The following is a 12,840-nucleotide window of genomic DNA, read 5'->3' on the forward strand; positions in this document are numbered from 1 at the left end:
TCTCGGGGACTTGCCAAGCCCGCAATCCTGGTAGCCGTAAAGCCAGCCCTACAGGTGTCCCGGCAATACACTCCTCGGCAGTGACTCCTTTGCGGGCGAAATGTCTGGTTTTCTCAACATGGGTTCCGGAAAATTCGAGCCTGCCCTCACCCTGACGCTTTGTCGAGGGTACAACCACCAGAGCAAGTCGCATGAAAGAAGTTGATCACCATGAAAAGCCTCAAACTGCCTGTTCTCGCTGCGGTTATCACCACGGTTTCACTTCTGACTGCATGCAGCCAGACAAGTGGGGATTCGCAAAACGGTTCCGAGAGCACGGCCTCCGTGCGGTCGATAGATACAGCTGCACCTGCACTCGCCGATTACACTGCAAACACCGTTGAAAACAACCTCTGGCAACGCACTGAGCTCGCACCGCGGGACCGCAGTCTCGTGACGGTAGCTGCGATGGTCACCAAGAATCAGACTGGCGAGTTGCCCGCCGAGATCGGCCGGGCGCTGGACAATGGCCTTGAACCTTCGGCAATTTCAGAGACTTTCACCCATCTTGCGTTCTACAGCTCCTGGCCGAACGGTATGGCCGCAGCTCGTGTAGCCGGACCCGTGTTCGAGCAACACGGCATCGACTCCGCGGATCTGCCTGGCAGCGATGTGACTTTGCTCGAGCAGGATCAGGCGGCAGAAGCGCAGCGCGCGGCGGGGGTCCAGAGCGATTACGGTCAAATAGCCCCCGGCGTAGTCGGTTTCACGACGGACACTCTGTTCGGGGAACTTTGGCTCCGACCGGATCTCACTCCACGTGACCGCAGCCTGGTGACCGTCACGGCGCTCGTGACGGCCGGACAGATAGCTCAGATTCCATTTCACTTAGGCCGCGCCTTGGACAACGGTCTCACACCAGCTCAAGCATCCGAGACACTTACCCACCTTGCTTTCTACGCCGGCTGGCCGAATGTTTTCTCGGCGATGCCAACCTTTCGAGATGTGCTGACGGCGCGTTGAATATCGGTGATAGTCCCTGTTCTTCGACAATGCCAAACTCATCGAGTCCATTGCTGTGGGCGAATTGGGGCCACCTCTCTCGAGTAGTCGGTCAAAGAAAGAGATGTTCCAGGCGCCAGACGTCCGAACGTTTGAGACTGGTTTGCAAACCGGCTCAACCTCGATAGTTGTCAGATTCAGCGTGCATGCCGGGCTTTGTGTTCGCTGCACCACCGGACACAGAATCTGCGACGGACCGCGAGGCTGCGGTGGCGAGAGCAACATCCCTGGTTTCAGGCGTGTATCGCAAGACGATCATGCCTAAAACTCCTGCGGCAACTACCATTACTGCAGGAGCAGACGGACCGACAGCGTCTATCAGACTGCCGGCGATGATCGGTGTAAAGCCTCCGAATACGACTGTGCCCATTCCGTAGGACAACCCATGCCCCGAGTACCTGCTAGACGTCCGAAAGAGTTCCAGCATCGTCACGATCGACCCAGAGACAAATAGGGACGTAGCAGAGGCGAGTAGCAAGCTGCCGCCGAACGCGCCCCAGAACGTAGCGGTATTGACCAGGAACATCGCAGGGAACGCGACAGCTGTCATGTAAGTCGCGCCTGCCCACATCAACGGCTTTCGGCCGACACGATCTGCCACGCGCCCCAGGACGGGAACTAGAATCGCAATGGATGCCCCGGCGAGCGTGTTGGCCAGCAAGGCGGTGTTCGGATTCATGCCGAGGTTCGAGACCATGTGGGTGTAGAGGTACGTGATCCCGAGGTAATAGGCGATCAGCGTAGGCGCGAGGAGCAGGAACACCCGCAACAGTGCAGGCCATTCCTCGACCACTGCAGTCTTGAGCGGGTTCTTACGCGCAGCTACCCGATCCTTCTTCGCCTCGACGAACTCCTGAGGATCGCTGAGCTTCAAGCGGATCCAGAGACCGCCACACGCAAGAAGTGCACCGAGGAAGAACGGTAGGCGCCAACCCCAGTCGGTGTACGCGTCGTCGCCAATCGCTCCACGCAGCCCGATGATCCCGAAGCCGAGCACCAGGCTCGGCAAAATGGTCACTGCGTAGATGATGGCGATCCACGATGCGCGCTTGTCCGACGGAGCCGATTCCACTACGAAACTCAGCGCCCCGGAATGCTCACCACCAGTGGAGAATCCCTGGATCAAACGGAAGAGCAGCAGAAGGATGGGGGCAGCAATTCCGATACTGGCATAGGTCGGCAACAATCCGATCGCCCCCGTGGCCACACCCATCAGCAAGATCACCGATGCCATGATGCGGATACGACCGTACTTGTCGCCGAGATACCCGAACACGACTCCGCCCAATGGCCGGGCAATGAAGCCGACCGCGAAGATTGCGAGCGTACCCAGAACGGCCGCAGAGGGATTGGACTTCGGAAAGAACAACAGCGCGAGAGTCGGTGCTGTCACCGCATAAGTCACAAAATCGAACCATTCCACGAACGTTCCGACCGCTCCGCCGAACAATCGCCGACGGGCAGAGGGTTCGTCGAACGGCTCCACGGCTCGATCAGAGCGCGGTAGGGGCTTTGATGTCATCTGATTCCTCGGTTCTGGGATTCTTCGGCAGCGGCAGCGGCAGCGGCCGCGGCGGGAAAATGCGACCGAGAACGGCCGCCATTGCTGTCAACACTAGCGTTGCCGACATTAACGGGCAACAAACCCGTTGATCACACTCGAGTTGCAGCCGCCTCGCGAAGAGCCCTCTTGTTCATCTTCGTGGCCGACCTCGGCCACTCTTCGGCGTTCAAAAAGTACACCTGCCGTGGGACTTTGAAGCTCGCAATCTGTCCCCTACAGAACGCAATGAGGTCATCGGCACCTGCAGTGGCACCTTCACGCAATTCGACGAACGCGACGGGCACCTCGTCGAGTCGACGGTCGCGTTTGGCAACGACCTGCGCAAGTACGACATCGGGGTGTGTACACAGATACGACTCGACCTCGATGGCAGGGACGTTCTCGCCACCGACCTTGATCATGTCCTTGAGCCTGCCCTCGTAGCGAAGATGCCCACTACTCAACATGCGGAACAGATCTCCGGTGCGCAGCCAACCCTCGTCGTCGATTGCGGCTGCGGTCTGCTCCGGGTCTCGGTAGTAGCGGGTCATCATCGCGTAACCCTTCACGTAAAGCTCACCCAGCTCATCGACCGGCACAACAAACAGCGTCACTGGGTCTACGATCTTGACCTCGACCCCATGTGTGGGCATCCCAGAGGTGGTCGCCCTCAGCTCGATGTCGTCCGCCGGTGTGGACAACGAAAAGTGGCCCGCCATCTCCGACATTCCAGATCCGTTGACTAGCAATGCTTTCGGGAACCGCGATTGGACGAAGCGCATCTCGTCGGCACTGCCGACCGTAATCAACGAGGTGGCGTCCGCCAGGTCGTCTTCCCGGAAGCCCTCCGCGTCCATCAAGGTATCGAAAGCCGACTGGAACATTGGCCACAGCGAGGTCGGACGCCACGTGCGCACCATCGTCAGTGCGCGTGATCCATCGAGATACACATCGGTCAGATACGTCGATCCCATCGCTACACAGGCGATCAGGCCCTGCAATGCTGCGATATGAAACAGCGGTGCCGGTGACCAGAAGACCCTGTTCTCACGCGGCTCCGGGAACGGGACAGCCTGCGCCGTGCGTCCGATGGGCCCTCGAGTCACAGCCTCGTGCGATAACACGCAACCCTTGGGTGAAGCAGTGGTTCCAGAGGTGTAGATGATCACGGCATCGTCCCGCAGTCGCACCCGCTGTCTTCGCACCTCGATGTCGCCCTTCGTCACCGATTGCGCCAGATCGTCCACCGCCGATGCGCCGACAATTCCGGGGCCCCCGTCACCCTTCAACATGACGATGTTTCGAAGGTGTGGCGCTTCGGGTAGCGCCAAGCTCAGCGAGTCGGTCGACGCCACTCCTGGAAACGCCGCAGTCAGTTCGGCGCGGAAGTCCGTGCGGGGTGCGAGTGCGTCCGTCGTGAGCACGACCGAAATCTCGGAATGGGCGATGATGTAACTCAGTTCGCGACTGCGAAGACGCGGGTTGAGCGGCACGAGCACTGCGCCTGCGAGCGCCGTGCCGAACGCGGCCTCGACGAACTCGCGTGAGTTGGGCGCAAGCACGCCGACCTTGTCGCCGGCCTTCAGGCCGAGCGCGACGAGCAGGCGGCCGATACGGACTGCGCCCGCCGTCATCTCCCGGTACGACAGAGTCTCGTCCGGCAATACGAATGCGGGATGGTCGGGAAAACGTTCGCCGGAACGGATGAGCATATCGCCGAGCGGCATGCATTCGCTGAACACGGACTGGTTGTACATGGACCTGATCCTCGCATTCTTAGATCGTCCCAAGTCGGTTCTTTTGGAGACGGGGCTTCACGAGCCGAGTCCGAATACTAGGCCGGTCACACGCAGTCGTCAACGCTCGCGTTAACGATCGGCCGGATCAACGACAAGGGCCTCAACGCAAGTGTTGACGAGTCGTTAACGATCATGTTGACTGGGGCAGAATCTCGATACGGAGGAACGATGACCAATACGACGACCACGGTGCATCACAACGCCGGATCGCACGGCGCACCTGCGCTGACAGAAGACGAGGTTCGCGAGGCAGTCGAAGGGGCCTCGGTACCGGTGCTGCTGATGGTCCTCTATCAGGTGACCGGAGACGAGTCCTGGATCGGACCGCGGTTCGCTCCCAGCCATTTCCGCGGAGTTTCACCCCGCCCGACCGGCGATATCGCCGAGGCCGATCAACGCGTCGTCCGCGACGCAGCCGTCGACGCGATCGTGTCGTTGCTAGCTCACCAGCGCCCTGTGCTGGATCTTGACAACGTTCGCGACATGGAGAAGGCCGCGAGCTTTTTCCTCGGTGAACCGATCGACCGGCGGTACGCAGCGATTCTGACCGAGGAGCTGCGTCGACGCTCCGCCGAGAGCGGCGAGCAGGACGATGTACCGGATATCACCCCTCCGGCGGGTACGCGCGCCATTGTCATCGGAATGGGAATTTCCGGGCTGGCCGCTATTCACCTCCTGCAGCAACTCGGTATCGAGTTCACCGTCTTCGAGCGGGGTGCCGATGCCGGCGGCGTGTGGCACCAGAACCGATACCCCGGCGCGGGTGTCGACACACCGAGCCACCTCTACTCGTTCTCGTTCGACTACCGAGACTGGGACCGACATTTCGAGCTTCGTGACGAGCTCTACGAATACTTCAACGGAGTACTCGACTCGTTGGATGCGCGCACCTCGGTGTCGTTCGAGACCGAGGTCGTGAGCGCCGTGTACGACGACCACACCGCACTGTGGACCGTCACCACCCGCAACCGGAACGGTGATCTGGACACCCATGTCGCAAACATGGTCATCAGTGGGGTCGGCTCGCTGAACCAGCCGAAACTACCGTCGATCGCGGGGCGCGAGGAGTTCGAGGGCCTTCAATTCCACTCGAACAGGTGGCCGGCCGGCCTCGATCTCACCGGCAAACGTGTCGCGATCGTCGGGGCAGGCGCGAGCAGCCAACAGATCTCACCATCGATCGCTCCGATCGTCGAACACCTGGACATCGTGCAGCGGTCACCGCAGTGGGTTGCGCCCTTCGACCAGTTCCGCGAGGAAGTACCAACCGCCGAACGCACACTTCTGCAGCATCTTCCGCTGTACAGAGCGTGGAACTGGATAGGGCTCTTCTATCAGCACGGCGACAAGATCATCGACGCGCTTCGGGTGGATCCATCGTGGCCGCACCCCGAACGGTCGGTAAACCGAAGAAACGACCGACAGCGCGAATTCCTGACGAAGTACATCGAGTCCGCCTTGGAAGGACGACCCGATCTGATCGAAAAAGCCGTCCCTGATTACCCGCCCTTCGGCAAGCGAATGCTCCTCGACAACGGGTGGTATCGAACTCTCAAGCGCGAGAACGTCGACCTGTTCACGAGCGGCGTCACCGATGTGACGCGGACCGGACTCGCATTGTCTACCGGTGAACAACTCGACGTCGATGTCATCATCTGGGCCACAGGATTCGAGGCTGCACGCTTCTTGAGTTCGCTCGAGGTACGCGGCGAGGACGGCCTCGATCTCAGCGAAGCCTGGGACGACGACGACCCTCGCGCCTACCTCGGCGTCTCCATTCCACAGTTCCCCAACTTCTTCATGCTCGGTGGACCGCACTCGCTACCGGGTAGCGGAAGCTTCATGTACTTCATGGAGCTTCAAGCTCGTTACCTCCGTGACCTTCTCGCCGAAATGTTCCGCAAGAACATCACTGCTATCAGCGCGACCGAAGAATCGACGAATCGATACAACGAACTCGTCGATACGCTGCACTCCAAGACGGTGTGGACCCATCCAGGATTCGCGACTTACTACCGCAATTCCAAGGGCCGAGTCATCTTCGTCATGCCCTTCCTCAATGTCGAATACTGGGAGATGGTCAGACACCCCGACCTCGACGATTTCGACATCCTCGAAGACGGTGCGGTTCAGCACGCACGGTAGTGCAGTCACCGTCGCATCGGATATTCCCGACCCCACCAGCACCATAGAAAGGCGGCAATCATGCCCGACACACTTCATCTGAAGACACCCGCGGTAGTCGACACCGCGACCACCGGTGACCCCTTGGTCGCGGACACCGTGTCCACGGTCATCGCCGACATCCGCGACCGCGGTGACGCTGCGGTCCGCGCATATTCGGAGAAATTCGACAAGTGGAGCCCGGAAAGCTTCAGACTCAGCGCAGAGAGGATCGACGAGATCATCTCGACGGTTCCTGCCGAGGTCATCGCGGACATCGAGACCGTACAGCGCAACGTCAGAGTTTTCGCCCAGCATCAACGCGACTCCCTGCACGACTTCGAGGTCGAGACGTCGCCGGGTGTCCATCTGGGACAACGCAATCTGCCGGTGTCCGCAGCCGGAGCCTATGCACCAGGCGGCAGATACCCGTTGGTTGCATCCGCGCACATGACCACCGTGACGGCGAAGGTGGCAGGCGTTCCACACGTCACGGCCTGCACCCCACCGATCCGAGGCGAAGTCCCTGCAGCAACCGTTGCCGCGTTCCATCTCGCAGGTGCAGATGACATCTATCTACTCGGTGGTGTGCAAGCTGTCGCGGCCATGGCACTCGGCACCGAAAGCATCCGGAAAGTCGACATGCTCGCCGGTCCCGGCAACGCCTTCGTCGCCGAGGCCAAGCGGCAACTGTTCGGCCAGGTGGGAATCGACTTGTTCGCCGGGCCGACCGAGGTGTTGATCGTCGCCGACTCCAATGCGGACCCGTTCATCGTCGCAGTGGACCTTCTCAGCCAGGCCGAGCACGGTCCGGATTCGCCTGCCGTTCTGATCACGGAATCCGAGGCCCTCGCTCGCAGCGTCATCGAGCATATCGACGCGATCCTGCCGGACATGCCCACGCGCGACTTCGCAGGTGTCGCATGGCGAGACCACGGACAGGTAATCGTCACCGGCGACATCGACGCCGCTTACGCCCTCGCGGACACGTTCGCCTCCGAGCATGTGCAGATCTTGACCGACACGCCGCGTCGCGCATTGGAATCGATGAGTAACTACGGTGCACTCTTCCTCGGCGAGAAGACATGTGTCTCGTACGGGGACAAAGTGATCGGGACAAATCACACCTTGCCCACACGCGGTGCGGCGCGTTACACGGGAGGGCTGTGGGTAGGAAAGTACCTGAAGACCGTCACCTATCAGGAGATCACCTCGGAGTCCGCGAGCGCCGAACTCGGAACCCTCTGCGGCAGAGCTGCACGGGTGGAGTACTTCGAGGGCCACGCCCGTTCAGGTGATGTGCGTGCAGCGAAGTACGGCGGCGCACCGTTGCCATGGGCTCCGGCCACGCTCTCGGTCCGACCGCGGTAGGCACTGTGCTCACGTTCTCACTTTCAGGAAAGACCGCTCTGGTCACCGGAGCGAACAGGGGTCTGGGAAAGGCAATCGCAGGAGCGCTCGCCGACCTCGGCGCGACGGTCTACGGGACATCGAGAACCGAGGCCGGTGCTCGGCAGATCGAATTTGACCTCGGCACCAAAGGTTTCGTTCTCGATCTGGAGGACGTGGACTCGATCGCGCCCTTCGTCGAGCGTTTCGTTGCACGCCTGCGCGGCGCCTCCCTCGACATTCTGGTCAACAACGCGGGAGTCAATCACCCCGCACGGGCACTCGACGTGACGATCGAGCAGTGGAATTCCGTCGTCGACACCAATCTGCGAGGCACGTTCTTCCTCACTCGAGCCGTTGCGCAGAAATGGGTATCAGCCGGTACCCCGGGTGCCATCGTCAACATCGGGTCTCAAGCAGGCACCGTAGGCATCGAAGAACGCGCAGCATACTGCGCGACCAAGGGAGGACTCGATCAACTCACCAAAGTTCTCGCAATCGAGTGGGCCGCACACGGCATCCGTGTCAACACCGTCGCCCCAACTTTCGTCCGAACCGAATTCACCGCCGACACCCTGTCGCGACCCGGGTGGGGCGATAAACTACTCGCTCGAATCCCGTTGGGCCGCTTCGGGGAACCTGAGGATATCGTCGGTGCCGTCGCCTTTCTGGCCGGGGACGCAGCCAGTCTGATCACCGGCCATACACTTTTGGTCGACGGAGGCTACACCGCATGGTAGAAGGTAAGGAACGCATGAACATGACCGGGGCATCGTTGAACAGCGAATCCGTCGTCGTCATCACCGGTGCCGCGACCGGAATCGGGCGAGCGATGACGTTGTCGTTCGTCGCTCGTGGAGCTCGAGTTGTCGTTGCAGACATCGACGAAGCGGCTGCGACCGGACTCGTCACCGAAGTGTCCGAGCTCGGCGGCACCGCCTTCGCTGCGCGAGTCGACGTCAGCAATGCAGAGTCGGTCGAACTTCTCGCCGATTCAGTCTTCTCACGGCACGGCCGAGTCGATGTTCTGTGCAACAACGCCGGCGTGTCGATGCGGCCCCACCGCGCATCCTGGAACGCGTCGATCAGAGACTTTGCGTGGGCCATGGAGGTGAACTATTTCGGCGTTGTGCACGGGATAGTCAGCTTCGTACCCCGAATGCGCGAGCAGCCCGGCCACAAACACTTGGTCAACACATCATCGGTGACTGCGCTCGACATCGCTCCTGGACACGCACCCTACGCGGCCTCCAAAGCCGCAGTCACCGCGCTGTCCGACGCGTTGCGTTACGAACTCGAGGACCACGGCGACGACTTTGGCGTCACCGTGTTGTACCCAGGCCTCATCCCAACCTCGATCGCGACCAGTGAGCGCCTGCGTCCCGACTCCGACAGATCAGCGGTTCGCAATATTGTTGCCTATGAGCCCGAACGAGCTTCGACCCTTACGTACAATCTCCCGATACGGGCGGCGACCCTGGGCGAGCTCGCCGTCGAAGCCGTACTGAAGAGGCAGAACGCGGTACTCACTCACGGCTACCCCGACGCCGAGATCGAGGCGCGCTTGCAGGACCTCCGAGATGGCGCGTCGGACCTTACGCCTCGGAAGCTCACCCCCCACCTCAGCAAGGAAGAACCCGGATGATCTCCACCCGATTCACGCAAGAGTTCGACATCGAACACCCGATAGTGTGCGGCGGCATGACCGGAGTGGGGCGGGCTGTTTTGATCGCCGGCGTCGCCAATGCCGGTGCGTTGGGTTTTCTTTCGGCTCTGACGCAACCGACGCCCACAGCCCTGGACGAGGAAATTCGACGTACGAAGGCCCTGACGGATCGGCCGTTCGGCGTAAATCTGACGATTCTCCCCACGATCGCGCCCGTTCCTTACGATGAGTATCGCCAGGTCATCATCGACAACGACGTAAAGATCGTCGAGACAGCCGGCTCGAGCCCGAAAGACCATCTACCGTCACTGAAGTCCGCCGGCATCAAAGTAATTCACAAGACCGTGGCCGTCCGGCACTCGGTCTCCGCGCAGAAGCTCGGCGTCGACGCGTTGTCCGTGGACGGGTTCGAGTGTGCAGGTCACCCCGGCGAGGACGACATATCCAGTCTCGTCCTGATTCCGGCCGTCGCGGCGCGAACAGATCTACCCATCATCGCTTCGGGTGGATTCGCTACCGGAGCAGGCCTCGTCGCAGCTCTCGCGCTCGGTGCGGATGCAATCAATATGGGAACCCGCTTCGTCGCGACGGCGGAAGCTCCTGTACACGCCAACGTCAAAGATCGCATCGTGGCCAATACCGAACGCGATACCAATCTGATATTTCGTAAGTTCCGCAATACCGCGCGAGTTGCCAAGAACGCAGTGTCTGATGAGATCCTCGACGTCGAAAAGCGAGAAGGAACCACATTCGAGGACATCGCAGCGCTGGCGTCGGGTGCTCGGGGGCGGCAGAACGTGCTCGAGGAAGGCCGGATGGATGATGGACTGTGGTGGGTCGGGCAGAGTCAGGCGTTGGTCACCGACGTTCCATCGTGTGCGGATGTCGTGAAGAAGATCATCGACGACGCCGAGAGATTGATCGCCGGCCGCTTGGTGGGGCTCGTCTCATCCAAGCGGTGAGGCCGATGCACCGCCCTATTCGACGCCGATGAAGCTCGGAGATTCGGCACCGAGCCTCAGCGCATGATCAATAGCTGCACGTCCTGCGCCCATTCTGACGGCATTTCGTAGATGCATCCGCATACCCGGTAGGTATCTGTGCGCTGTCGCTGCATCCGACGCCATGCTGATGAGTTCTTTCGTAATGTTCGGAACCAGCTGTGCCCGGAACGGTAGTCCGCAATAGGTAATGAATCCTTCGAATGCTTCCGGTGACATTCGGAGCAGGGACTCCAAGAACCCTGGAATCTCCTCCTGCATGGTCGTCCAGTACTTCGTGCCACCGATATGTCTGTCCCACAAATCTTGTCGCTGCTCGTCCAGGGGCGGCCACCCACCTTCCGGGCACGCCGCCGATGCCAGGGCACGCGAACTTTCGAAGAATGCGTGGACTCCGACACTGGATTGCAGCGTGACGATCTCGTGCAACTGGTCGAATGTCGCTCCGGCCGCAACGGCACGTTCCGCCCACCGCCGGCTTCCGGCGGTGTCGAGGGACGAGGAGGTGGTGCGGAGTGCGAATTGGATCAGCGCGACCTGGAGTTCGGTGAGATCGTCACCGACGGACACGTTTTCCAACAGGCGTGCGGCTTGCGTGTCGATCTGTTGCTGACTGACTGTCACGACTCTCCTCGTGGATCAAAGAATGCTGGTACAGCCAAGCTTATCGACCGCGTCGCCAAGTTGGCAACACTAGTGTTGACGGGAATGATTCAGGCTGCCTACTGTGACGAGTACGGAAGCTTCGCCTCGACTGGACGCGTATCGAATCAAGGAGCCACATGCCCGAACACCCAGCTATGCCCGACTACGTCAACATCCGGGTCGAGCACGACACACCCGTGTCCTGGATCGTGCTGAATCGACCGGACAAGGCCAATGCGCTGTCCAACGAACTGCTCGACGAGTTCTCCGACGCACTTGCGCGGCTGAAACATACAGGCGAACCGGTGATCGCCATCCGGGGAGAGGGCAAGGGTTTCAGCGCCGGATACGACCTCGGACAGGTCGCGCCGACCAGGGCAGCGGACCCCGTGGCCGATCGCACCCGATTGCAGAGGAACATCGATCGGTATCTCGCCATCTGGGACCACCCCAAGCCGGTCATCGCGGCAATTCACGGATACTGCGTCGCCGGAGCAACGCAGCTTGCCACCTTCACCGATATCACTATCGTGACCGAGAACGCGAAAATCGCCGAAGTCACCATTCCGATCGGGGCCGGTTATGTCTCGCCCGTCTGGGCGACTCTCGTCGGACCGAAACGGGCCAAGGAATTTGCATTCGTTCCGGGCAACAGCATCGATGGACGAACCGCAGTCGAGTGGGGTTGGGCGAATCACGCCGTCCCGGAAAGCGAACTGGTAGCGCGCGTGGCCTCGCTCGCACGAAGAATCGCTCAGGTGCCGCCCAACCTGTTGACCATCAAGAAGGTTTCGATCAATCGCGCGATGGAGGCAATGGGAACCCGTAATGCGCTGGGAGCCGTAGCCGATGCGGACGCACTGGCCCACATGACCCCAGAGGTGGCAGCCTTGCGTGCCCGAATCGCCGAAGAAGGCCTGAAGTCGGTAATCGAATCTTTCCGCGTCGCACCGACTTCCGATCTCTCGGCACCGACTCCGACCATTCCTTCGGCAGGCAACGAAACCGTTGACGGTTCCGTCAACATGACCGTAGACTGGCGTGAACCATGGATCCGGATCGACACCTGAAATGAATGGAGCGTCATGACTTCGGTCAACGAAGACAACATTATGGAAGTCGTACAGCGTCTTACCGACGAAAGGGATATCGAACGAGTCCTCTTCCAGTACGCGTTTCATCTCGATGCAGCCGACCCGCAGTCGATGCTCCCCCTCTTCGTCGAGGACCTGTACGTTGCGTACGGTCCCTCCCACGGCGCGACCGGCGCGGACAAGTATCTGCACGTTCTCTCGAACGACAAGACCGGAATCGCAGCATTCTTCGCGGGCACCAGTCACCACGTCAGCAACATCGTGATCGACTTCGTGGACAAGGACACCGCGAACGTGCGCTCGGTTCTGTACGCATGGCACAAGTACTACCGAGATCGTCCGGACGGAATCGTCTACGCCCAGTATCACGACGAGTTCACCCGAACCGACGATGGCTGGAAGATTTCACGTCGCGAACAGAAGACCGCTGGCACCGAGAACTACCACGCGAAGGCCGACGCGCTCGTTCCGACGCCACGCCTGCAGAAGAAGGGCTGAT

The 12,840-nt window shown here is 60.6% G+C and carries 11 protein-coding genes; 8 read left to right on the top strand and 3 right to left on the bottom strand.

Translation table 11 applies throughout. From position 1 onward, the window contains the following. Positions 1-210: 210 nt before the first annotated feature. Entirely contained in the window at positions 211-1,002 is a 792-nt protein-coding gene (locus CH289_RS03995; RefSeq protein ID WP_094727429.1) for a carboxymuconolactone decarboxylase family protein, read from the top strand. A 154-nt stretch (positions 1,003-1,156) separates the two neighbouring features. On the opposite strand, the gene CH289_RS04000 is transcribed toward CH289_RS03995, so the two are convergent. Both CH289_RS04000 and CH289_RS04005 read right to left on the bottom strand, forming a co-directional pair. Further along, positions 1,157-2,563, bottom strand: a complete 1,407-nt coding sequence (locus CH289_RS04000; RefSeq protein ID WP_094727320.1) for an MFS transporter — start codon at positions 2,561-2,563, stop codon at positions 1,157-1,159. Between the two features lie 131 nt (positions 2,564-2,694). Continuing rightward, complete coding sequence (locus tag CH289_RS04005) at positions 2,695-4,341, bottom strand: class I adenylate-forming enzyme family protein (protein ID WP_094727321.1); 1,647 nt, start codon at positions 4,339-4,341, stop codon at positions 2,695-2,697. A gap of 210 nt (positions 4,342-4,551) precedes the next feature. On the opposite strand from CH289_RS04005, the gene CH289_RS04010 reads away from it, so the two are divergent. The 5 genes from CH289_RS04010 to CH289_RS04030 are packed head-to-tail and all read left to right on the top strand — an operon-like array spanning position 4,552 to position 10,563. Beyond that, complete coding sequence (locus CH289_RS04010; protein WP_094727322.1) at positions 4,552-6,528, top strand: flavin-containing monooxygenase; 1,977 nt, start codon at positions 4,552-4,554, stop codon at positions 6,526-6,528. Positions 6,529-6,588: 60 nt separating this feature from the next. After that, positions 6,589-7,917 carry a histidinol dehydrogenase gene (gene hisD, locus CH289_RS04015; RefSeq protein ID WP_094727323.1) on the top strand — a complete coding sequence of 443 codons (1,329 nt, stop codon included), beginning with the start codon at positions 6,589-6,591 and terminating at the stop codon, positions 7,915-7,917. Positions 7,918-7,922: 5 nt separating this feature from the next. After that, entirely contained in the window at positions 7,923-8,675 is a 753-nt protein-coding gene (locus CH289_RS04020; RefSeq protein WP_094727430.1) for an SDR family NAD(P)-dependent oxidoreductase, read from the top strand. Next, a complete protein-coding gene (locus CH289_RS04025) occupies positions 8,669-9,580 on the top strand; it encodes an SDR family NAD(P)-dependent oxidoreductase (RefSeq protein WP_094727324.1) in 912 nt (303 codons plus the stop codon). The genes CH289_RS04020 and CH289_RS04025 overlap by 7 nt, the downstream gene beginning before the upstream one ends. Next, on the top strand, positions 9,577-10,563 hold the full coding sequence (locus CH289_RS04030; protein WP_094727325.1) for an NAD(P)H-dependent flavin oxidoreductase: 987 nt from the start codon (positions 9,577-9,579) through the stop codon (positions 10,561-10,563). Before CH289_RS04025 ends, CH289_RS04030 begins: the two co-directional genes overlap by 4 nt. 15 nt (positions 10,564-10,578) lie before the next feature. Here CH289_RS04030 and CH289_RS04035 read toward each other — a convergent pair whose 3' ends face one another. After that, the gene (locus CH289_RS04035; RefSeq protein WP_094727326.1) at positions 10,579-11,226 is read right to left on the bottom strand and encodes a carboxymuconolactone decarboxylase family protein; all 648 of its coding nucleotides are present in this window, start codon (positions 11,224-11,226) and stop codon (positions 10,579-10,581) included. 158 nt (positions 11,227-11,384) lie between these two features. Between CH289_RS04035 and CH289_RS04040 the strand changes: the two genes are divergently transcribed. After that, the gene (locus CH289_RS04040; RefSeq protein ID WP_256976999.1) at positions 11,385-12,317 is read left to right on the top strand and encodes an enoyl-CoA hydratase-related protein; all 933 of its coding nucleotides are present in this window, start codon (positions 11,385-11,387) and stop codon (positions 12,315-12,317) included. A gap of 15 nt (positions 12,318-12,332) precedes the next feature. Beyond that, positions 12,333-12,839: a nuclear transport factor 2 family protein gene (locus tag CH289_RS04045; protein ID WP_094727327.1), complete on the top strand. Its 507-nt coding sequence runs from the start codon at positions 12,333-12,335 to the stop codon at positions 12,837-12,839. Position 12,840 lies beyond the last annotated feature (1 nt).

Origin of the sequence: Rhodococcus sp. RS1C4 (genome assembly GCF_002258225.1) — a bacterium.
GTDB classification, from domain to species: Bacteria; Actinomycetota; Actinomycetes; order Mycobacteriales; family Mycobacteriaceae; genus Rhodococcoides; species Rhodococcoides fascians_E.